26 protein-coding genes are annotated in these 19,514 nt (G+C 73.3%); 17 read left to right on the top strand and 9 right to left on the bottom strand.

The genetic code is table 11. From position 1 onward, the window contains the following. A partial coding sequence (locus BM142_RS10290) for an IS30 family transposase (protein ID WP_139228838.1) occupies nt 1-338 on the top strand: 338 nt, incomplete at its 5' end. A gap of 159 nt (nt 339-497) precedes the next feature. Here BM142_RS10290 and BM142_RS10295 read toward each other — a convergent pair. Together BM142_RS10295 and BM142_RS10300 are read right to left on the bottom strand one after the other, a co-directional pair. Beyond that, entirely contained in the window at nt 498-1,067 is a 570-nt protein-coding gene (locus BM142_RS10295) for an isochorismatase family protein (RefSeq protein ID WP_092197158.1), read from the bottom strand. A 37-nt stretch (nt 1,068-1,104) separates the two neighbouring features. After that, nucleotides 1,105-2,412: a nicotinate phosphoribosyltransferase gene (locus BM142_RS10300; protein ID WP_092197161.1), complete on the bottom strand. Its 1,308-nt coding sequence runs from the start codon at nt 2,410-2,412 to the stop codon at nt 1,105-1,107. A gap of 59 nt (nt 2,413-2,471) precedes the next feature. Here BM142_RS10300 and clpS point away from each other — a divergent pair, with 59 nt between their 5' ends. Together clpS and BM142_RS10310 are read left to right on the top strand one after the other, a co-directional pair. Further along, nucleotides 2,472-2,768, top strand: a complete 297-nt coding sequence (clpS, locus tag BM142_RS10305; RefSeq protein ID WP_092197164.1) for an ATP-dependent Clp protease adapter ClpS — start codon at nt 2,472-2,474, stop codon at nt 2,766-2,768. Continuing rightward, the gene (locus BM142_RS10310) at nt 2,765-3,265 is read left to right on the top strand and encodes a DUF2017 family protein (RefSeq protein WP_092197167.1); all 501 of its coding nucleotides are present in this window, start codon (nt 2,765-2,767) and stop codon (nt 3,263-3,265) included. Before clpS ends, BM142_RS10310 begins: the two co-directional genes overlap by 4 nt. Here BM142_RS10310 and BM142_RS10315 read toward each other — a convergent pair. Continuing rightward, nucleotides 3,204-3,584: a hypothetical protein gene (locus tag BM142_RS10315; protein ID WP_139228839.1), complete on the bottom strand. Its 381-nt coding sequence runs from the start codon at nt 3,582-3,584 to the stop codon at nt 3,204-3,206. The genes BM142_RS10310 and BM142_RS10315 overlap by 62 nt on opposite strands. A gap of 127 nt (nt 3,585-3,711) precedes the next feature. Between BM142_RS10315 and BM142_RS10320 the strand changes: the two genes are divergently transcribed. The 6 genes from BM142_RS10320 to BM142_RS10345 all read left to right on the top strand — a co-directional run bounded on the left by BM142_RS10320 (nt 3,712) and on the right by BM142_RS10345 (nt 8,227). Beyond that, nucleotides 3,712-4,185: a M67 family metallopeptidase gene (locus BM142_RS10320; RefSeq protein WP_092197172.1), complete on the top strand. Its 474-nt coding sequence runs from the start codon at nt 3,712-3,714 to the stop codon at nt 4,183-4,185. Between the two features lie 148 nt (nt 4,186-4,333). Continuing rightward, on the top strand, nt 4,334-4,612 hold the full coding sequence (locus BM142_RS10325; RefSeq protein WP_092197175.1) for a MoaD/ThiS family protein: 279 nt from the start codon (nt 4,334-4,336) through the stop codon (nt 4,610-4,612). Between the two features lie 42 nt (nt 4,613-4,654). Further along, nucleotides 4,655-5,605, top strand: a complete 951-nt coding sequence (locus tag BM142_RS10330; RefSeq protein WP_092197178.1) for a PLP-dependent cysteine synthase family protein — start codon at nt 4,655-4,657, stop codon at nt 5,603-5,605. Between the two features lie 271 nt (nt 5,606-5,876). Next, complete coding sequence (locus tag BM142_RS10335) at nt 5,877-6,617, top strand: MBL fold metallo-hydrolase (protein ID WP_092197181.1); 741 nt, start codon at nt 5,877-5,879, stop codon at nt 6,615-6,617. A gap of 43 nt (nt 6,618-6,660) precedes the next feature. Further along, the gene (locus BM142_RS10340) at nt 6,661-7,635 is read left to right on the top strand and encodes a DNA polymerase domain-containing protein (RefSeq protein ID WP_092197183.1); all 975 of its coding nucleotides are present in this window, start codon (nt 6,661-6,663) and stop codon (nt 7,633-7,635) included. A gap of 55 nt (nt 7,636-7,690) precedes the next feature. Next, nucleotides 7,691-8,227: a DUF4262 domain-containing protein gene (locus BM142_RS10345; protein WP_254790753.1), complete on the top strand. Its 537-nt coding sequence runs from the start codon at nt 7,691-7,693 to the stop codon at nt 8,225-8,227. A gap of 3 nt (nt 8,228-8,230) precedes the next feature. Here the strand turns inward: BM142_RS10345 and bcp are convergent, their stop codons facing one another. Then, nucleotides 8,231-8,731, bottom strand: a complete 501-nt coding sequence (bcp, locus tag BM142_RS10350; RefSeq protein ID WP_092197186.1) for a thioredoxin-dependent thiol peroxidase — start codon at nt 8,729-8,731, stop codon at nt 8,231-8,233. A 57-nt stretch (nt 8,732-8,788) separates the two neighbouring features. Next, nucleotides 8,789-9,193: a YjbQ family protein gene (locus tag BM142_RS10355; RefSeq protein ID WP_092197189.1), complete on the bottom strand. Its 405-nt coding sequence runs from the start codon at nt 9,191-9,193 to the stop codon at nt 8,789-8,791. A gap of 153 nt (nt 9,194-9,346) precedes the next feature. Here BM142_RS10355 and rph point away from each other — a divergent pair, with 153 nt between their 5' ends. Next, nucleotides 9,347-10,069 (top strand): ribonuclease PH, encoded by a 723-nt coding sequence (rph, locus tag BM142_RS10360; RefSeq protein ID WP_092197191.1) that lies wholly within the window; start codon nt 9,347-9,349, stop codon nt 10,067-10,069. Then, nucleotides 10,066-10,671 carry an RdgB/HAM1 family non-canonical purine NTP pyrophosphatase gene (gene rdgB / locus BM142_RS10365; protein WP_092197194.1) on the top strand — a complete coding sequence of 202 codons (606 nt, stop codon included), beginning with the start codon at nt 10,066-10,068 and terminating at the stop codon, nt 10,669-10,671. Before rph ends, rdgB begins: the two co-directional genes overlap by 4 nt. Nucleotides 10,672-10,682: 11 nt before the next feature. On the opposite strand, the gene BM142_RS10370 is transcribed toward rdgB, so the two are convergent. The 3 genes from BM142_RS10370 to BM142_RS24870 form a co-directional block, all read right to left on the bottom strand. Further along, nucleotides 10,683-10,955, bottom strand: coding sequence for a hypothetical protein (locus BM142_RS10370; RefSeq protein WP_092197197.1), 273 nt, complete (start codon nt 10,953-10,955; stop codon nt 10,683-10,685). 59 nt (nt 10,956-11,014) lie between these two features. Beyond that, nucleotides 11,015-11,647, bottom strand: a complete 633-nt coding sequence (locus tag BM142_RS10375; RefSeq protein ID WP_092197201.1) for a class I SAM-dependent methyltransferase — start codon at nt 11,645-11,647, stop codon at nt 11,015-11,017. Between the two features lie 85 nt (nt 11,648-11,732). Beyond that, a complete protein-coding gene (locus tag BM142_RS24870) occupies nt 11,733-12,323 on the bottom strand; it encodes a TetR/AcrR family transcriptional regulator (protein WP_092197204.1) in 591 nt (196 codons plus the stop codon). A gap of 286 nt (nt 12,324-12,609) precedes the next feature. On the opposite strand from BM142_RS24870, the gene BM142_RS10385 reads away from it, so the two are divergent. The 6 genes from BM142_RS10385 to BM142_RS10410 are packed head-to-tail and all read left to right on the top strand — an operon-like array spanning nt 12,610 to nt 18,754. Further along, the gene (locus tag BM142_RS10385; protein ID WP_175527212.1) at nt 12,610-13,494 is read left to right on the top strand and encodes a branched-chain amino acid ABC transporter permease; all 885 of its coding nucleotides are present in this window, start codon (nt 12,610-12,612) and stop codon (nt 13,492-13,494) included. Further along, nucleotides 13,491-14,684, top strand: a complete 1,194-nt coding sequence (locus BM142_RS10390; protein WP_175527213.1) for a substrate-binding protein — start codon at nt 13,491-13,493, stop codon at nt 14,682-14,684. The genes BM142_RS10385 and BM142_RS10390 overlap by 4 nt, the downstream gene beginning before the upstream one ends. Further along, entirely contained in the window at nt 14,681-16,393 is a 1,713-nt protein-coding gene (locus BM142_RS10395) for a branched-chain amino acid ABC transporter ATP-binding protein/permease (RefSeq protein ID WP_092197213.1), read from the top strand. Before BM142_RS10390 ends, BM142_RS10395 begins: the two co-directional genes overlap by 4 nt. Then, complete coding sequence (locus BM142_RS10400; RefSeq protein ID WP_139228840.1) at nt 16,393-17,082, top strand: ABC transporter ATP-binding protein; 690 nt, start codon at nt 16,393-16,395, stop codon at nt 17,080-17,082. Before BM142_RS10395 ends, BM142_RS10400 begins: the two co-directional genes overlap by 1 nt. Before the next feature lie 56 nt (nt 17,083-17,138). Beyond that, nucleotides 17,139-17,339: a hypothetical protein gene (locus BM142_RS10405; protein ID WP_092197219.1), complete on the top strand. Its 201-nt coding sequence runs from the start codon at nt 17,139-17,141 to the stop codon at nt 17,337-17,339. A gap of 2 nt (nt 17,340-17,341) precedes the next feature. Continuing rightward, a complete protein-coding gene (locus BM142_RS10410) occupies nt 17,342-18,754 on the top strand; it encodes an amidase (RefSeq protein ID WP_092197223.1) in 1,413 nt (470 codons plus the stop codon). A gap of 57 nt (nt 18,755-18,811) precedes the next feature. On the opposite strand, the gene BM142_RS10415 is transcribed toward BM142_RS10410, so the two are convergent. Continuing rightward, on the bottom strand, nt 18,812-19,339 hold the full coding sequence (locus tag BM142_RS10415; protein WP_092197226.1) for a VanZ family protein: 528 nt from the start codon (nt 19,337-19,339) through the stop codon (nt 18,812-18,814). Between the last annotated feature and the right edge of the window lie 175 nt (nt 19,340-19,514).

Here is a 19,514-nt window from a genome sequence, read left to right on the forward strand (position 1 = left end):
CCGCACTGCCGGCCCAGCTGCGCCGCTCCCTGGCCTGGGACCAGGGCCTGGAGATGCGCAACCACAAGAAGATCAGCATCGCCGCGGACTTGCCGATCTACTTCTGCGACCCGCACAGCCCCTGGCAGCGCGGCACCAACGAGAACACCAACGGACTGCTCCGCCAGTACCTGCCCAAAGGCACCGACCTCTCGGTGCACAGCGCCGAAGACCTCGCCGCCATCGCCGCCGAGCTCAACGATCGACCACGCAAGACCCTCGGCTGGCTCAAGCCCGACGAGGTCATCGGCCCACTACTGTCAGGCGATCAAACCGCGGGTGCTGCGTCCGCCCCTTGAATCCGCCGAACCTGATCGTGGCGCGTCCACCCTCACGGCCTGCGGTGGGGGAGGACGCGCTCCGGTGGGGGAGGACGGGGTCCCGGGCGCCCAACCCGGTCAGGGGCGGGTAGGACGGAGCGGCCGGCGTCCGGGCCGGGTGGGACGGAGCCGCCGGCGTCAGGGGCGGTGGACGGAGCCCTCGAGCTGCACGCCGGCGGTGCGGAGCTGCTCCAGCGCCGCCTCGGTGCTCGCCTCGGCGACCCCGGCGGTCAGCGGCAGCAGCACGCGGGTCGTGAAACCGTTCCCGACGGCGTCCAGCGCCGTGGCCCGCACGCAGTGGTCGGTGGCGATCCCGACGACGTCGACGGCGTCGACCCCGCGCTCGCGCAGCCAGTCGGCGAGGGCGACGTCCCCGGCCCGCCCCTCGAAGCCGGAGTAGGCCGCGGCGTACTCGCCCTTGTCGAAGACCGCCTCGAGCGGGCCGCGGTCCAGCGCCGGGTGCAGCTCGACGCCGCCGGTGCCCACGACGCAGTGCGGCGGCCAGGTCTCCAGGAAGTCCGGCTGCTCGGCGAAGTGGTGCCCGGGATCGATGTGGTGGTCCCGCGTGGCGACGACGTGGTCGTAGCCGTGGGCGCCGGCCAGCAGCTCGGAGACCGCCCCCGCCACGGCGGCGCCGCCGGCCACGGCCAGGCTGCCGCCCTCGCAGAAGTCGTTCTGCACGTCCACGACGATCAGTGCACGGGTCATGGGGAACAGTCTCCTCCGCGGCCCCGGACCGGGACGCTCAGGACGGGACCGTCTCCAGCGCCGGCTCCCCCCGCGACAGCGCCCAGGCCTCCTGGGGCAGCGCCTGGCGGACCCGCTCGTGGTGGGCCCGCGCGCGGGCGAGGGCGTCCGCGGGGCTGAGCTCCTCGCAGAGCCGGCCGCCCCGGACCAGGGGGACGACGAGGTCGCGGTCACCGGCCCGCGGGGACACCGGAGCGCTGCTGACCACCTCGGCGGTGGCGATCCCGTCGGCGCCGTGCCGGCGGACGGCGTGCTTGCGGCCGCCCACCGAGCGCTTGCCCTCGGATCGCTTGACCACCTGCACGCCGTCCCGCTCGACGAGCTTGTAGACCATGCCCGCGGTGGGGGCGCCCGAGCCGGTCACCAGCGAGGTGCCGATGCCGTAGCGGTCCACCGGCGCGGCCATGAGCCCGGAGATCGCGTACTCGTCCAGGTCGCTGGTCACCACGATGCGGGTGCCCGTGGCGTCGAGGGAGTCCAGCAGCTCCCGGGCGTGGGTGGCCAGCGTCGGCAGGTCCCCGGAGTCCAGCCGGATCCCACCGAGCCCGGGGCCCGCCACCTCGACCGCCGTCCGGATGCCCTGGTCCACGTCGTAGGTGTCCACGAGCAGCGTCGTCCCCGGCCCGAGGGCGTCCACCTGGGCCTGGAAGGCCGACCGCTCGTCGTCGTGCAGCAGGGTGAAGGCGTGCGCGCTGGTGCCCGACGTCGGGACGCCGTAGCGCCGGCCGGCCTCCAGGTTGGAGGTGGAGGCGAAGCCGACCAGGTGGGCGGCGCGGGCCGCGGCGACCGCGGCCTCCTCGTGCGTGCGCCGCGAGCCCATCTCGATGCACGGCCGCTCGCAGGCGGCGGCCACCATGCGGGCGGCGGCCGAGGCGATCGCGCTGTCGTGGTTGAGCACCGACAGCGCCAGGGTCTCCAGCAGCACCCCCTCGGCGAACGGGGCGCGGACGGTGAGGACCGGGGAGCCGGGGAAGAAGAGCTCGCCCTCCGCGTAGCCGTCGACGTCCCCGGAGAACCGGTAGGCGGCCAGCCAGTCGAGCAGCCGCTCGTCGGTGAGCCCCTGCGCGCGCACGGCGGCGAGCTCGTCGTCCCCGAACCGGAAGTGCGGCAGCGCCTCCAGGAGCCGGCCGGTGCCGGCCAGCACGCCGTAGCGGCGGCCGTGCGGCAGCCGGCGGGCGAAGACCTCGAACACGCAGTCCCGGTCGGCGGTGCCGTCGGCGAGCGCCGCGGCGACCATCGTCAGCTCGTAGCGGTCGGTGAAGAGCGCGGGTGCCGGCGGGGGAGTGAGTCCGGTGTCCACAACCATGATCGGGGAGCGTAGGCGGGCGGGGGGACCCGGGCAGATCGGCGTCCTAAGGTGGTCCCGTGGCCGGACCTCTCGCTCCCTCGTGGACGCCGGAGACCACGGACGAGGAACTGGGCGACCTCGACCGTCCGTGGGTGACGATCGTGTGGAACGACCCGGTCAACCTCATGACCTACGTGACCTTCGTGCTGCAGGAGCTGTTCGGCTACGACGAGCCGACGGCGACGACGCTGATGCTGCAGGTGCACCACGAGGGCAGGGCCGTCGTCAGCTCCGGCCCCCGGGAGCGGATGGAGCACGACACCAGCCGGCTGCACGCCTACGGGCTGTGGGCCAGTTTCCAGAGGGAGTCGTGAAACCGTTCCGGACCGCCCGCGGGGGCGACGTCGTGGCACGCCTGGAGCCGGCGGAGGCGGGCATCGTGGCCCTGCTGCTCGACCAGCTGGAGCAGCTGCTGGCGGCCGACGCGGACGACGTGGGCGGCGACCCCGTCATCGCCCGGCTGTTCCCCGAGGGCCATCGCGGCGAACCCGAGCTCGCGGCCGACTACCGGGAGCTCACCGAGGCCTCGCTGCGCAGCGACAAGTCCGACGACCTGGCGATGGTGCGCGCCACGCTGCCGGAAGCCGGCGGGGAGGTCCGGCTGGACGCCGACCAGGCCGCGGCCTGGCTGCGCACGTCCAACGACCTGCGGCTGGCACTGGGCACCCGCCTCGACATCTCCGAGGACACCGAGCCGCCGGAGGAGATCGACGGCGAGGAGGACCAGCAGCTGGCTGTCTACTACTGGCTCACCGCGCTGCAGGGCTCGCTCGTCGACGCGCTGGTCGCCGGACGCGGCGGCCGAAGCTGAGCACGACGAGCAGGCTCAGGAGCACGTCGAGGCCGAAGAAGACGTAGACCATGCCGTGCAGCTGGACGTCGACGACGGCCGCGCCGATCGCCGACACCAGGATCACCGCGGAGAGGGCCAGCACCACCAGCAGCACCAGCGCGCGCAGGCCGAGCAGCAGGGCGTAGGAGAGCCGGTCGGCCGGTTCGTCGACGCTGTAGCCGGGGCGTCTCGGCAGGCCCCGGGCGCCCAGCGCCAGCGCGGGCACGGGGAACACGAGCACCCCGAGGGCCACCAGGATCTTCACCAGCACGTCACGCAACGTATCGGCTGCCGTCATGCGGCCCTGCTCCAGGGGCCGACCGGGCGCCCCGTCCCGAGGTTCGGCTCGGGCCGGCGAGGGGTGAAGAGGACGGGGTCGGTCCACGGTCGGAGGGCGGCAGGGCCCGTCCACTAGACTGCCGGGCGTGCTGCGCATCGACCGCGCGACCTACGACGCCATCGTGGCCCACGCCCGGGAGGACCACCCGGACGAGGCCTGTGGCGTCGTCGCGGGCCCCGAGGGCAGCGACCGCCCCGAGCGCTTCATCCCGATGCTGAACGCCGCCCGGTCGCCCACCTTCTACGAGTTCGACTCCGGCGACCTGCTGAAGCTCTACCGCGACATGGACGACCGCGACGAGGTCCCGGTCGTCATCTACCACTCGCACACGGCCACCGAGGCCTATCCCTCGCGCACGGACATCAGCTACGCCTCCGAGCCCGAGGCGCACTACGTGCTGGTCTCGACGCGGCACCACGAGCAGCAGACCGGCCTGGTCGACGACGAGGTCGAGTTCCGCAGCTTCCGGATCCTCGACGGCGAGGTGCGCGAGGAAGAGGTGGAGATCGTCGAGTCCTACCTCTTCGGGCACACCCCGACGACCGTCGTCTACGACTGAACGACGACCCTCCTGCCCGCACCGCGGCAGGAGGGCCCACCGCCGCGCGGAATCCCCGGCGGCGACCGGGCGTTGGCCCGATCAGACGCACGAACGCTGCCGTAGCGCGGCGCCCAGACATCCCGAGCTCGCGAGGAGAACCACCCCCATGGCCATCGAGGTCCGCATCCCCACGATCCTGCGCACCCACACCGGCGGCAACAAGACCGTCGAGGGCAGCGGTGCCACGCTCGGCGCGCTCGTCGACGACCTCGACAGCCAGCACCCGGGCATCAAGAACCGCCTCGTCACCGAGGAGGGCAAGCTGCACCGCTTCGTCAACGTCTACGTGAACGACGAGGACGTGCGATTCACCGGCGCCCTGGACACCCAGGTCAAGGACGGCGACTCGGTCACCATCCTCCCGGCGGTCGCCGGCGGCTGCTGAGCCCGCCGCCCCCGATCCCGTCCCCGTCCCGGAAGAGCTCTGATGGCCCGCTTCGCCTCCCTCGTCGACTCCCTCGGCGGCACCCCGCTCGTGGGGCTGCCGAACCTGTCGCCGACCCCTGACGTCCGGCTGTGGGCCAAGCTCGAGGACCACAACCCGACGGGCTCCATCAAGGACCGCGCCGCCATCGCGATGATCGAGGCGGCGGAGAAGGACGGCTCGCTGCAGCCCGGCGCGACGATCCTGGAGCCGACCAGCGGCAACACCGGGATCTCCCTGGCCATGGTCGCCAAGCAGCGTGGCTACAAGCTGGTCTGCGTCATGCCGGAGAACACGTCGGTCGAGCGGCGCCAGCTGCTGGAGATGTTCGGTGCCCGGATCATCTTCTCGCCGGCCGCCGGTGGCTCGAACCAGGCCGTCGCCGTCGCGAAGGGGCTCGCGGCCGAGCACGAGGACTGGGTGATGCTGTACCAGTACGGCAACCCGGCCAACGCGCAGGCGCACTACGACGGCACCGGCCCCGAGATCCTGGCGGACCTGCCGTCGATCACCCACTTCGTGGCCGGACTGGGGACGACGGGCACGCTCATGGGCGTCTCCCGGTTCCTGCGGGAGACCAAGCCCGACGTCCAGGTGATCGCCGCCGAGCCGCGCTACGGGGAGCTCGTCTACGGCCTGCGCAACATCGACGAGGGGTTCATCCCGGAGCTCTACGACCCCTCCCTGCTGGACTCCCGTTTCTCGGTCGGGCCGGAGGACGCCATCCACCGCACCCGTCAGCTGGTGGAGCGGGAGGGCATCTTCGCCGGCATCTCGACCGGGGCGATCCTGCACGCCGCGCTCGGCATCGCCGACAAGGAGGTCGCGGCCGGCCGGCACGCCGACATCGTGTTCATCGTCTGCGACGGCGGCTGGAAGTACCTCTCCACCGGCGCCTACGCCGGATCGCTGGAGGACGCCACCGCCTCCCTCGAGGGCCAGCTCTGGGCCTGAGAAAGTCGAAGGACCCCGTCCCTCTCACCACTCGCAGGCTCGTGGCGAGCCTCCGGACGGGGCCTGACCCCCACGCCTTGCAGGCTCGGCGCGGGCCCCTGAAGGATGGCCGCTCCATCACGTCACCAGGCTCGCGGCGGGGCCCTGGGAGGGGGCCGCTCCGGGATGCCGCCTGGACGACGGAGCGTCAGCACCGGCCGCTAGCCTCGGGCCCGATGAGGATCGTGCGGGTGGGAGAGCGCAGCGGTGCCGGCCGGCCGGGAGGCGCCGCGTGAGGCTCACCGTCGTCGGCTGCTCGGGCAGCGCTCCGGGGCCGAAGTCGCCCGCGTCCTGCTACCTCGTCGAGCACGACGGGTTCCGGCTGCTGCTCGATCTCGGCAACGGCGCCTTCGGTGCCCTGCAGGGCCTTGCCGACCCCGATTCGGTCGACGCCGTCTTCCTGTCCCACCTGCACGCCGACCACTGCCTCGACATCGCCCCCTTCGTCGTGTGGCACCGGTACTCGGGGCGGGCGACGCGGAGCACGGTGCCGCTGTACGCACCGGTCGCCGCCGAGCGGCGGCTCGCCCTGGCCTACGACGCCGACGGCGAAGGCGTCACCGACGTCTTCGACTTCGTCCCGGTGGGGCCGGGCTCGTTCCCGCTCGGCCCGTTCGAGGTCACGCTGGTCCGCACCGCGCACCCCATCGAGTGCTACGCGATCCGGCTCGACGTGGGCGGGAGGTCGTTGGTCTACACCGGTGACACGGGTCCGTGCGAGCCGGTCGTCGAGCTGGCCCGTGGAGCCGACGTGCTGCTCGCCGAGGCGGCGCACCCGCCGGGCCCGGACCTGCCGGCGGGCCTGCACCTCACCGGCCGCGAGGCCGGTGAGCACGCCGCGGCCGCCGGGGTCGGCCGGCTGCTGCTCACCCACATCCCCGCCTGGGTGGACGAGATCGGGCAGCTCTTCGCCGCCAGCGCCGTCTTCTCCGAGACGGAGCTGGCGCGGCCCGGCGCCACCTACGACATCTGAGGGCCGCTTGCCGCCCGGGCGAGCAACCGGCACGGTGGGCCACGTGGTGGACGAGGAGCGCGACGGCGTCCCGCTGAGCAGCCTGGACGCCCCGCTGGGCGACGGGCTGGGGGTGACGAAGCGGGCGCTGGTCGACTACGCCGACGCCGTCGCCGCCCGGCTGGTACCCGTGCTGGCCGGGCGGCCGCTGTCGGTGAAACGCGTGCGGCCGGGTCAGGCGCCGTTCATGCAGCGCAACGTGAGCAAGGGCGCGCCCGACTGGGTGCGGACGGCGCCGGTGTGGTCGGAGGGTTCCCACCGGGAGATCCACCAGGTGCTCTGCGACGACCGGCGCACCCTGCTGTGGCTGGCGAACCAGCGGGCCGTCGAGCTGCACGTCCCCTTCTTCCGCGTCGGCGGACCGGGGCCGACCGGGCTGGTCCTCGACCTCGACCCGCCCGAGGGCGCGGACTTCCCGGTGGTCGTGGCCGCCGCGCGCCTGGTCCGGCAGGCCCTCGACGACTGCGGGCTGGCGGGCGCGGTCAAGACCAGTGGCTCCAAGGGCGTGCACGTCGTCGTCCCCGTGGACGGGTCGTCCTTCGAGGACGTCGCCGCCGCGACCCGGGCCCTGGCCGCCCGCACCGCCGCGCTGGACCCGGAGCTCGCCACCACCGCCTACCTCCGGGAGGACCGCGGCGGCCGAGTCTTCGTCGACTCGACGCGCTCGGGTCAGGGCACGATCGTCGCCGCGTACAGCCCGCGCATCCGTCCGGGCCTCCCGGTGTCGTTCCCGGTGCGGTGGTCGGAGCTGGACGGCGTGCGTCCCGGCGACTTCACGGTCGCGACGGCGCCCGCGCTGCTCGGGGACGGCGACCCGTGGGCGGAGTCGCTGCCCGGACCGCAGGAGCTGCCGGCCGACCTGGTCGCCGAGGGGCACACCATCCCGATCGCGCGGGTGCAGGCGATGCACGAGGGGAAGCGGCGCAAGCGGGCGGCCACCGCGGAACAGGCGGCAGGTGGAGCGGAGCGGGACGCGTAGACCACCGCGGGCCGGCCGGCCCGCGGCGATCCACACCCGGGCGCGGGATCCACAGGTGGCCGGCCGCACGGTCGTCCTGTCGGACCTCCGGCGGATCGTGGCCCGCATGACGAGCGATCCGCAGACCATCGCCTGGCTCGACCAGGAGGACGCCCACCTCGCGCGGACCATCCGCGCGCACCGCTGGGCCGTGCAGTACGTCGGGGCGGGGGAGGAGCCCGGCGAGCCGGCCTTCGCCTACACGATCGGCCTCTACGGGCTCGGGCACCCGGAGCTCGTCCTGGTCGGGCTCGGGCACGACAACGCGCACGGCATCCTCGACCGGGTCGCCGGCATGGTCGCCGAGGGGCGCGACCTGCTCGTGGGGGAGCTGCTGACCTTGCCGGACTGGGGCGGGCGGATCGTCGTCGAGACGCTGCCCGACCCGGGGGTCGTGGTGCTGGCCGCCAACCGCTTCTACGAGCGCCCGGCCGAGTACTCGGTGCCGGCCTACCAGCTCACCTGGAGCCACGCCGACGGCACGTTCCCCTGGGACGAGGACTACCCCTGCGGGCCCGACTGCCAGCCCCGGCCGGGGACGTGGCGGGCGTGACTCCTAGTCGATGCCGAGGTCCCGCATCAGCTTGGCGACGTGGCCGGTCGCCTTGACGTTGTAGGAGGCCTGCTCGATCCGGCCCTCGGCGTCGATGATGAAGGTCGAGCGGATCACGCCCACGACCTCCTTGCCGTAGAGCTTCTTCGGCCCGTAGGCGCCGTAGGCCCGCAGGACGGCCTTGTCCGGGTCGGAGACCAGCGTGATGCCGAGGTCCTCCTTCTCCCGGAAGCGCAGCAGCTTCTCCGGCTCGTCGGGGGAGATCCCGACGATCTCCAGGCCGGCCTCGGCGAGATCGCCGGCCGCGGCGGTGAAGTCGACCGCCTGCGTGGTGCAGCCCGGCGTCAGCGCGGCCGGGTAGCAGTAGACGATCACTCGGCGGCCGCGGTAGCCGGCGAGCGACACCGGCCTGCCGTCGGCGTCGGGAAGGGTGAACTCCGGCGCCGGGTCACCGGGGGAGAGGCGGGCGGGGGCCGTACCCGTCGCGCTGTCGGTCTCGCTCATGCCCGGCATCCTGCCGTGTCCACCTCCCGGACGGGTACCGGGGGCGGCGCGCACGGCTCAACCGGCCAGGAACGAGAACCGGACGTGCCGGGTGTGGTTGTCCACGTTCGTGTCCACCAGGCAGATGCGCTGCCAGGTGCCCAGCTGCATCAGGCCCTCGAGCACCGGGACGGTGGCGTGTGGCGGTACGAACGCCGGCAGCACGTGGTCGCGGCCGTGGCCGGCGCTGCCGTGCCGGTGCCGCCAGCGGTCGTCGCGCGGCAGGAGCTCGTCGAGCTGGGACAGCAGGTCGTCGTCGCTGCCCGAGCCGGTCTCCAGGATGGCGATGCCGGCGGTGGCGTGCGGCACGAAGACCTGGAGCAGCCCGTCGGCCTCCTCCTTGACGAAGTCGGCGCACTCCTCGGTGAGGTCGACCACCACGGGGACGCCGCCGGTCCGGACGGCGCGCAGTTCCGATCGCATGGCAGCGATCCTGGCGGGCCGGGGGCGGGCATGCACGGCGACGGACCGGGAGAGGCGGACCACTACCCTCGGTGCCCGTGACCGAGCGCGCAAGGTCACGCATGAGCAGAGCACCCAGGGCACCTGCCCGACGAGCGCCAGCGAGGAGAACATGTGACCCGCCCCGACGGCCGCAGCGCCGACCAGCTCCGCCCGGTGACCATCACCCGCAACTGGCTCGACCACGCGGAAGGCTCCGTGCTCGTCGAGTTCGGCCGGACCCGCGTGCTGTGCGCGGCCAGCGTCACCGAGGGCGTGCCCCGCTGGCGCAAGGGCTCGGGACTGGGGTGGGTGACCGCCGAGTACTCGATGCTGCCGCGTGCCACCCACACCCGCAGCGACCGCGAGTCCGTCAAGGGGCGCATCGGCGGGCGCACCCACGAGATCAGCCGGCTCATCGGCCGATCGCTGCGCGCCTCGATCGACCTGGCGGCCCTTGGGGAGAACAGCATCGCCATCGACTGCGACGTCCTGCAGGCCGACGGCGGCACCCGGACGGCGGCGATCACCGGCGCCTACGTCGCCCTGGCCGACGCCGTCTCCTGGCTGGGCGAGCGCAAGAAGCTGGCCCGCCCGACGGCGATCGGGCAGTCGGTCGCCGCGGTGAGCGTCGGCGTCATCGACGGCGAGCCGCGCCTCGACCTCGCCTACGAGGAGGACGTGACGGCCGGGACCGACATGAACGTCGTCTGCACCGGGGACGGGAACTTCGTCGAGGTGCAGGGCACCGCCGAGGGCGCGGTCTTCGACCGCAAGACGCTCGACGCGCTGCTGGACCTCGCCGTCGCCGGATGCGCGGAGCTGACCCGGCTGCAGGCCGACGCACTCGCCCGATGACGCGGCTGCTCCTGGCCACCCGCAACGCGGGCAAGCTCGCCGAGCTGCAGCGGTTGCTGGAGACGGCGGTCCCCGGCGTGGAGGTGATCGGCCTGCGGGACGTGCCGGACTACCCGGAGGCGCCCGAGACCGGCGCGACGTTCGCCGACAACGCGCTGCTCAAGGCACGTGAGGCGGTCCGGCACACCGGGCTGCCCGCCGTCGCCGACGACTCGGGGCTGGCCGTCGATGCGCTGGGCGGGATGCCGGGGGTGCTGTCGGCGCGCTGGTCGGGCCGGCACGGCGACGACGAGGCGAACACCGCGCTCCTCCTGGGCCAGATCGCCGACGTGCCCGACGAGCGTCGCGGCGGGGCGTTCGTCTGTGCCGCCGCGCTGGTGACGCCGGACGGCACGGAGCGCGTGATCGAACGGCAGTGGCGGGGTCGGATCGTCCGCGCGAAGCGCGGGAGCAACGGCTTCGGCTACGACCCGGTCTTCGTCCCCGAGGGGCTCGACCTCACCTCGGCCGAGCTGAGCCCGGCCGACAAGGATGCGCGCAGCCACCGCGGCCAGGCGTTCGCGGCCATGGTGCCGGTGCTGGCCGAGGTCCTCGCCCGCTGAGCTCGGGCGGGTCAGGCCTCGCCGGTGCCGAGGCTGAACCAGTCCACCGCGGCGAGCTCGTCGCGGAGGCGGTCGTGGACGGGCAGCCGGCCGTCCCACTCGGGCTCGGCGTGCCGGCCGACGCGCAGCAGGTCCTCGGGCGTGGCGATCCGGACGATGCCGGGGGCCTCGGTGGCGCTGTGGCGTCCGGTGCCGGGCACGCGCTGCGCCGGGGGCGCCGACACCACGGCGGCGCGGGCGATCCCGGCGGGCAGCCGGCGGGCGGAGGAGGCGCGGTAGGTCATACCGACAACGTCGGAGCGGCCGCCCCCGGGCCGGAGTGGTCGGCCCCCGGACCCACCCCTTACGGGGGAGACGACGACCGCCAGGCGGCCGCCCGTCCCTCGTACATGTAGCCGGCCGCCTTCGGTGCCGCCGGCTCGTACCAGGTGGTGCGCTCGGTGACCGTCAACGGCGAGGCGGCGAGCGACCCGTCCACGTCGTTGTCCAGGACGCACCCGGACACCACCCGGTTGAGCCGGTTGCCCCGGCGCTGCCAGCGGGCGACGCCGGGATCGGGGGCCAGGCCGTGCTCGACGAAGTGCAGGGCCGCACCCGGCTTCAGCACCCGGGCCACCTCGGCCAGCGCCGCGCGGACGTCCGGGATGCCGCAGAGCACCCAGGTGCAGAGCGCGGCGTCGAAGCGGTCGTCGGGCAGGTCGAGCGCCTGGGCGTCGTCCCCGGCGACGACGACCGGCACGGGGGAGGCGTCCCGGCGCTCCTGCGACAGGCGCAGCGCCGTGGCCGACGGCTCGACGGCCCACACGCCCGTGACCGCCGCCGGGAGGTGCGGCTGGTTGAGGCCGGACCCGTACCCGATCTCGAGCACGTCACCGGTCAGCCCGGCGCAGACCCGCTCCCGCGTCGCACCGGTGATCCGGTCGTTGAGCGCCCAGGTGTGCAGCCGGGGCCGGAGGTGGCGGCCGTAGAAGCTCATCGGCCGAGGATCCACCGCCGTGCTCCCAGATGGAATGGTCGCGCCGCCGGCGGGGGCGGGGTGGCCACGAGGCCGCCCATCCAGGTCAGAGGTATCTGGGGTCCCGGGCCGCCAGGTGACGGGCGAGGAGCTCGGTCCCGTCGTCGGGCCGGACGCAGACTCCTTGAACGAGGAGCCGGAGCTGGCTGGGGCGCCGGCGCCGGTCACGGATCGCCCCGGTGAGTTCGACGAGATCGCGAGGATCTGCCGTCTGGTGCACCTGGCCCTGTCGCTGCGCCCGCACCCACAGGTCCACGAACGTGCGGTCGAAGGCGGCCTTGGGTCCCTTGATGGCCACGTCCGGCAGTCGCCCGACGCGGATGCCTGCCGACTCGATGAACGCGTCGTCCGCCGTCACCATCCGAGAGAACGTGTCCACCAGCAGCACGATCCGGGAGAGCACGGCGTCGTCCGTGGCCGGGCAGCGAGCGAGCCCGTGCATGGTGACCCAGCGGTGCACCGACACCGCATCGATCAGGGTTCCCTTGTCGGGGAAGTGGCGGTACAGCGTGCTCACGCCCACCCCCGCGCGGTCCGCGATGCTCCGGACGCCCACCCCGGTCCCCTCCGCCGCCACCGCATCGCGTGCCGCCCGCAGCAGGCGCGACACGTTCTCCGCAGCGTCACTCCGCGTCATGCGTCCCGCTCCGTTCCATCGACCGACGTCCCAGGAAACTGGGATGTTAAGCGCGACTTGTTCCCGCTTGGCTGCACCCGCCCGTCTCCGGTCCAACACTCACCGCTGTGACCGTGACCGACGACACCTCCGTGCCGGCCGGTGACCGTCGGACGACGGGCCGGACCGTGACGTCGAGGCGATCCGGCACGCCCGCGAGGAGCCTGCGGCGCGTCGGTGCGCGAGTTCCTGGATGGGTGCCTGCGCCGTGCCGGCCCGCCCTCGACCGCGAGAGGGGTGGCCGCTAGTGGAGTCCCTCGTCACCCTGGGGCTGTCGACCCTCAGCCTGTTCGGGTTCTACGCCCTCCTGGCTCTGGGAATGGGCCTGGTCTTCGGTCAGCTCGGCGTCGTCAACGTGGCGCACGGCGAGTTCGTGATGGTCGGCGCGTACGCCATGTACGCCTTCGACGCCGTTCCCTTCCCGCTGCGGGTGCTGGTCGCGGTCGTGCTCGGCGTCGCGCTCTCGCTGCTCACCGAGCGGGCCATCCTGCGCAAGCTGTACGTCCGCGGGATGCTCGCCACCCTGCTGGCGATGTGGGGACTGGCCATCGTCCTGCGCCAGCTGGCCGAGGCGGTGTTCGGTGCCACCCCGCGGTCGGTCGCGTCGCCGGTCCAGGGCAGCGTCGAGGTCCTGGGCGTCCAGTACCCGGCCTACCGGCTGGTGGTGGCCCTCGTCTCCCTCGCCGTCGTCGCGGTCGCGCTGATCGTCGTCTACCGCACCTCCCTGGGGCTGAAGCTGCGCGCGTCGATCGACAACCGCGACATGGCCGCCGTCCTGGGCATCCCCCCGCGGCTCATGATCGCGGGGACGTTCGCCGTCGGAACGACGCTGGCAGTCCTGGCCGGCGCCCTCCAGAGCCCCGTGCTCGGCCTGACGCCGGGGCTCGGGGTCGCCTTCCTCGCCCCGGCCTTCTTCGCGGTCCTCGTCGTCCGCCCGGGATCGCTCGCCGGTCCGGTCATGGGCGCGCTGGTGGTCGCCCTGCTCTCCTCGCTCCTGCGGCGCTACTTGACCGAGACCGTCGCCGACCTGTTCTTCTTCGCCGCCCTCGTCGTTCTGATCGCCGTCCGCCCCGCGGGCCTGTCATGGAGGTTGCCCCGATGGTCGTCCACACGTTCGAAGCAGCCGGCGTGATCCGCCGCCGACGGCTGGCCGTCGCCGGCGCGAGTGCGCTGCTGCTGGCGCTGTCCGCCTGCGGTGGCTCGGTCGGCGGCGGTGACTCGGCCGAGGGGGGCGACGAGCAGGGTCCCGTGAAGATCGGCATGCTGGCGCCGATCACCGGGCCCGCAGCTCCGGAGGGGATCGCGCTCCAGCGCGGGTTCGACCTGGCCATCGAGCACATCAACGACGCCGGCGGGGTCTTCGGCCAGCCGGTGGAGGTCGTGTTCATCGACGACCAGGCGGATCCGGCCACGGCGACGCAGGCGGCGCAGCGGCTCGTCCAGCAGGAGGACGTCGACTACATCTTCGGGACGATCACCGATGACACCACGATCGCCGCCGCCAACGTGGCCGAGCAGGCCGGCGTCCCGATGTCCCAGGCGATCGCCACCGCACTCGACTTCTGCAGCCCGCACTTCTGGCCGTTCGGCGAGACGCCGACTCAGCTGCTCACCGACCTCGTGCCGCGGATGGTGGAGGAGTTCGGCCCCAACGTCGCGCTCGTCGGGAACGACTACGTCTTTCCCCGCACGTACCACGAGGTGTCCCGGCAGCTGATCGAGGAGGCCGGTGGCACGGTCGTGGCCGAGGAGTACGCGCCGCTGGGTACCTCCGACTGGCAGCCGGTCATCAACCGGCTGGGCAGCGCCGCTCCGGACTGGATCCTGTCGGCGGTCGTCGGCGGGGACGCGGTGTCGTTCGTCCAGCAGGCCGACCAGTTCGGGCTGCTCGAGAATCGCGGTCTGACCGGGGTGTCGGTGGACCAGCAGTTCTACCCGGCCCTCGGCGCGCTCCTCGACGGCCGTAACCAGGTCGTGCGGTACTCCGACCAGCTGCCCGGCGACGTGAACGAGCAGTTCGTCGCGGACTACCGCGCCGCCTACGGCACCGAGGACCCCATCCCCGGCGTCGCGGGCAACGCCTACGACGGCATGCGGTTCATCGCCGAGGCCTTCGAGCAGGCCGGGTCCACGGACGCCGACGCCGTGAGCGCGGAGATCGCGGAGCTGGAGTTCGAGGGCCTGGGCGGGGAGATGACGTTCGACCCGGACAACCACGTCGCCCTGGCGCCGATGTACCTGACCCGCATCGACGGCGGCGCCTACGCCATCGAGGAGGAGCTCGGCGTGATCTCCGACGACCAGGTCAAGGACTGCGGGTGATCGCAGCGCTCCGACGGCGGGTGGGGCGGGGGCACGCACTGGCTCTGGTCGGTGCAGCCCTCGCCCTGGCCGCCGCTCCCTTCCTGCTGCTGCCCTATCCGCTGACCCTGCTGACGCTGGCGCTGGTGTACGGGCTCTTCGCGTTCGGGCTCGACATCGCGTGGGGACGCGCCGGTGTCGTGAGCATCGGGCACGCCGCCTTCTTCGGCCTGGGCGCCTACGGGGCAGCCATCGCCTCGGCACGGGACATCCCGGTGCTGCTCGGCGTCGCGGGCGGTGTCGTCGCCGCACTGGTGCTGGCGCTGGTCATCGGGCTGGCGGGGCTCGGGCGCAGGGCGCTGGCGTCCACGATGGCGGTCCTGACCCTGGCGCTCACCCTGGCCGTGAGCCAGGGCGCCCGGTCGTGGACGGGGCTGACCAACGGGAGCAACGGCCTCGTGGTGCTCTCCGACAGCGGCGTCGTCGGCACCTACTACCGGACGGCCGGGATCGTGCTGGGCACGGTGGTCGTGGTCTGGCTGATCGTCCTGCGCGGCAGCCTGGGGCGGCGGTTCGTCGCGATCCGGCTGAACCAGCAGCGGGCCGAGCACCTGGGCATCGACCCCTGGCGCACCAAGCTGATCGCGCTGCTGATCAGCGCGGGGATCAGCGCGCTGGCCGGCGCCGTCGCCGCGCCGGTGATCGGCCTGATCTCGCCCTCGATCAGCGGGATCGTGATGTCCACGGAGGTCCTGGTCTGGCTGGCCGTGGGTGGTCTGGGCACCATCACCGGCGCGTTCCTGGGTGCCGGCCTGGTGACCATCGGGAACCAGTTGCTCGGCGACGTCATCGGCAGCTGGTACCTGCTGATGATGGGCGTGCTCTTCCTGCTCGTCGTCCGGTTCGCGCCCGAGGGTCTGGTCGGGGTGGTCCGCTCGGTGATCCGGCGGCCGCTGCGGGAGAAGGCCGCGGGCGGCGCGGTGCTGGCCGGGACGGGAGCACCCCCACCCGACCGCTCCACCGCGACCGCAGGGGGACCGGTGCTCCGCGCTCGCGATGTGGAGAAGGACTTCGGGCCGGTTCCGGTCATCCAGGGCATCGACCTGGACGTCGCCGCCGGGGAGGTCGTCTGCCTCATCGGGCCCAACGGAGCCGGCAAGACGACCTTCCTCGCCGTCCTGGCGGGGGAGCACGTCCCCGAGCGGGGAAGGGTCTGGATCGCCGGACGGGACGTCACCGCCCGGCCCGCCCACGAGCGGGCCCGGATGGGCCTGGGGCGGATGTTCCAGATCCCCAGCGTCTTCCTGGAGCTGACCCCGGCCCAGAACCTGGCCCTCGCCCGCGCGGAGGGCGTCCACCCTCCGGCGCCGCTCGCCCTCTACGACCGCTTCACCTCGACCGACGACATGCTGGCCAAGGACCTGCCGCTGGCCGACCGCAGGGCGCTGGAACTGGCGATGGCGCTGAGCTGGGGGCCGGAGATCCTCCTGCTCGACGAGCCCGCGGCCGGGCTGTCCCACGAGGACTCCGTCGCCCTGGCGCGGACCCTTCGCGAGGTGGCCGAGCGCACCGGCTGCACCCTCGTGGCGGTCGAGCACGACATGGAGATCGTCCGGGAACTGGCGGACCGGGTGGTGGTCCTGGCCGACGGCCGGATCCTGGTGGAGGGCTCGATGGACGAGGTCTCCGCCCACGACGAGGTGCGCCGTGCCTACCTGGGAGTGGCGTGATGCTCGAGCTCGCCGGCCTGAGTGGCGGCTACCGGGACGCCCGGGTGGTCAACGACCTCGATCTGCGGATACGACCCGGTGAGGTGGTGGGCCTGCTCGGGCGCAACGGCGTCGGCAAGACCACCCTGCTGAAGACCGTGTTCGGTCTGTGCCGCCTCTTCTCCGGAGAGGTCCGGGTGGACGGCCGGGCGGTACGGCCCGGCCGCCCGGAGCTGCTGGCCCGCGCCGGCTTCAGCCTGATGCCCGACGACCGGGGCGTGTTCCCCAGCCTCACCGTGGAGCAGAACCTCCGCCTGGCCGCGCGCCGGGACTACGACCCACCCGTCGACGTCCGGTCGGTCTACCCCTTGCTCGCCGATCGGGCCGACCAGCTCGCCGGCACGCTGAGCGGTGGCCAGAAGCAGCAGCTCGGCCTGGCGCGGGCGATGCTGGCCGGCTCGCGGCTGATCGCCGTCGACGAGTTCTCGCAGGGGCTCCAGCCCTCGGTGGTGGACGAGTCCCTCACCGCTCTGCAGGCGCTGGCCGCCTCCGGGGTGGCCGTCCTCGTCGTGGAGCAGGGGCCCGAGATCCCCCTCCGGTTCTGCGACCGGATCCTCGTCATGGTCAAGGGCGGCATCGTCCTCGACGCCTCCGCTGCCGACCTCCGGGCCGATCCGTCCCGGCTGACCGATCTGCTCGTGGTCGGTTGAGCCGCCCGGCGCTTCTCGGCCGACCCCATCCACCGACCCAGGGAGAGACGCCACCCATGCCCGCAGGCCCACGACCGTTCCCGCCTGAATCCCTCCGGCACGCCGCCGCGGGTGCCCGGCTCGAACTGACCGACGACCGGCTCGAGGAGGTCGGCCAGCTGCTCACGGACACGTACGCCCTCATCGACCTGATCGACGACGTGCCGCTGGGGGAGACTCCGCCGGCCACCGCCTTCGACGCCCGCTGGGAGGCCTGACCGTGGAGGCCTTCGAGCTGCCCCTCGCGACGGCGGCAGCGGAGATCTCGGCCCGCCGGCTCTCTCCGGTGGAGCTCATCGACTCCGTGCTGCGGCGCATCGAGAACACAGAGCCCGAGATCAACGCCTTCGCCCACGTCTGCGGGGACCGGGCACGCGAGCAGGCCGCGGTGGCCGAGAAGGAGATCGCCGCGGGCCGGTACCGCGGACCACTGCACGGGATCCCGCTCGGTGTGAAGGACCTCTACGACACCGCCGGGATCCCCTCGACCTCCAGCTCCGAGGTGCGTGCCGAGCACGTACCGGATGCCGACGCGGTGGCCGTGCAGCGGCTGGTGGACGCCGGGATGGTGATGGTCGGCAAGACCCACACCCACGAGTTCGCCTACGGCGGCCGGACCCACACCACGCGCAACCCGTGGGACACCGACCGGATCCCCGGCGGGTCCAGCGGCGGCTCCGGGGCGGCCCTGGCGGCCGGCTCCTGCATGGTCGGGATGGGCACCGACACCGCCGGGTCGATCCGGATCCCGGCGAACCTGTGCGGCACGGTCGGTCTCAAGCCCACCTACGGCCGGACCTCTCGTCGTGGCGTGGCCTCCCTGTCGTGGTCCCTCGACCACGTCGGGCCGCTCACGCGCAACGTGGTCGACTGCGCGCACGTCCTCCGGGTGCTCGCCGGCCACGATCCGCTGGACCCGGCCTCCGTCGACGTCGCGGTCCCCGACTACGCGGCCGGGCTGACCGGCGATGTGCGCGGCCTGCGGATCGGGGTTCCCACCAACTTCTTCTTCGACCACGTCCAGGAGGACGTGGAGGCCTCGGTTCGGGCGGGGATCGAGGTGCTGGTCGGACTGGGCGCCGAGGTGCGCGAGGTGACGATCCCGTACGCCGACCAGGTGCTGGCGGCGGAGTGGGGCATCGTCATGCCCGAGGCAGCGGCTTACCACGAGGAGTCGCTCCGGACGAAGGCCGAGCTCTTCCGGCCCGACACCCGGATCAAGCTCGAAGTGGGCGCCCTGATCCTGGCCACCGACTACATCAAGGCACTGCGGATCCGCACGCTCATGCAGCGGGCCTGGAGGAAGCTGTTCGACGACGTCGACGTCGTGGTGGCCCCTGTGCAGCCGTTCCCCGCCCCGCTGGTCGACGACATGGAGGTGACCTGGCCCGACGGGACCGTCGAGCCGGTGGACCTCGCCATGGTGCGGCTCACGTCCCCGGCCAACCTGACCGGCCTGCCCACCCTCGCGCTGCCGACCGGGTTCGACGTCGACGGGCTGCCTCTCGGGATGCAGGTGACCGGTCGTCCCTTCGACGAGGCGACCCTGCTCAACCTCGGGACGGCCTACGAGAGGGCCACCGATGTCGTCGGCCGGATCGCCCCGGTGGCCCGAGCAGACGCCCCGGCCTGACCCGGCCCGCGCGGGTGCCGCCGGGTTCCGATCGGCCGAGGACGCCTCTCCGAGGTCTCACCGGGAACCGTCGGACGGCAGCCGCGCCGGGCCGGTGCGGGCTCCTCCCGCCGTCGCGAGGGTGCCCTGGGCCAGCAGGGCCCCGACGAGGACGCCGAGCGCGTTCATGAGCCAGTCGTTGGTGTCGCAGGCCCGGCCGATGGCGGGCACTGCCGCCTGCAGCCCCTCGATCGCGGCGGAGGCGCCGACCGCCGCAGCCATCACGAGCAGCGGCCGGCGGGCGGCCAGCGTGGCGAACAGCACCGGCGGGACGAAGAGCGCCACGTTGGCCAGCAGTTCCACCCTCGTCAGCGTGGGGAGGGCGAACTGGACGGTGCACGCGGCGTCCCGGCCGCTCTGCCCGCCGGGGGAGAGGGTGAGCGCCAGGACCACGAGCGCCGACAGCCCGGTGAGCGCCCACAGCAGCCGGCACCCGACGACCCCGCCGCGCAGACCGGCGTGGCCGATGCCGACGCAGGCGAGCGCGACCAGGCCGAAGGCCACCGGGACGAGCGCCGAGTGGTCCAGCGGGACGTCGGTGATCATGGCGCGCCGAGCCTAGGTCGCCGCCCGTGGCGACCCCGTGCGGCGTGCCGGACGGCACGACGCTGCGTGCCGGAGTCGAACCGGCACGCACCAAGGCGCCGGGTCCATGGGGTGCTCAGGTGACCTGACCACCTCGAGATGGACCCGGCGATCGAGCGGCTGACCTGCGGAAGCG

The organism is Blastococcus tunisiensis (assembly GCF_900112815.1).
GTDB classification, from domain to species: domain Bacteria; phylum Actinomycetota; class Actinomycetes; order Mycobacteriales; family Geodermatophilaceae; genus Blastococcus_B; species Blastococcus_B tunisiensis.

Excerpts from the sequence above, each read along its gene's own strand:
- BM142_RS10295 (WP_092197158.1), bottom strand. The coding sequence starts at position 1,067 with ATGACCCGTGCACTGATCGTCGTGGACGTGCAGAACGACTTCTGCGAG.
- BM142_RS10300 (WP_092197161.1), bottom strand. The coding sequence starts at position 2,412 with ATGGTTGTGGACACCGGACTCACTCCCCCGCCGGCACCCGCGCTCTTC.
- BM142_RS10315 (WP_139228839.1), bottom strand. The coding sequence starts at position 3,584 with ATGACGGCAGCCGATACGTTGCGTGACGTGCTGGTGAAGATCCTGGTG.
- BM142_RS10325 (WP_092197175.1), top strand. The coding sequence starts at position 4,334 with ATGGCCATCGAGGTCCGCATCCCCACGATCCTGCGCACCCACACCGGC.
- BM142_RS10330 (WP_092197178.1), top strand. The coding sequence starts at position 4,655 with ATGGCCCGCTTCGCCTCCCTCGTCGACTCCCTCGGCGGCACCCCGCTC.
- bcp (WP_092197186.1), bottom strand. The coding sequence starts at position 8,731 with ATGAGCGAGACCGACAGCGCGACGGGTACGGCCCCCGCCCGCCTCTCC.
- BM142_RS10355 (WP_092197189.1), bottom strand. The coding sequence starts at position 9,193 with ATGCGATCGGAACTGCGCGCCGTCCGGACCGGCGGCGTCCCCGTGGTG.
- rdgB (WP_092197194.1), top strand. The coding sequence starts at position 10,066 with ATGACGCGGCTGCTCCTGGCCACCCGCAACGCGGGCAAGCTCGCCGAG.
- BM142_RS10370 (WP_092197197.1), bottom strand. The coding sequence starts at position 10,955 with ATGACCTACCGCGCCTCCTCCGCCCGCCGGCTGCCCGCCGGGATCGCC.
- BM142_RS10375 (WP_092197201.1), bottom strand. The coding sequence starts at position 11,647 with ATGAGCTTCTACGGCCGCCACCTCCGGCCCCGGCTGCACACCTGGGCG.
- BM142_RS24870 (WP_092197204.1), bottom strand. The coding sequence starts at position 12,323 with ATGACGCGGAGTGACGCTGCGGAGAACGTGTCGCGCCTGCTGCGGGCG.
- BM142_RS10400 (WP_139228840.1), top strand. The coding sequence starts at position 16,393 with ATGCTCGAGCTCGCCGGCCTGAGTGGCGGCTACCGGGACGCCCGGGTG.
- BM142_RS10405 (WP_092197219.1), top strand. The coding sequence starts at position 17,139 with ATGCCCGCAGGCCCACGACCGTTCCCGCCTGAATCCCTCCGGCACGCC.
- BM142_RS10415 (WP_092197226.1), bottom strand. The coding sequence starts at position 19,339 with ATGATCACCGACGTCCCGCTGGACCACTCGGCGCTCGTCCCGGTGGCC.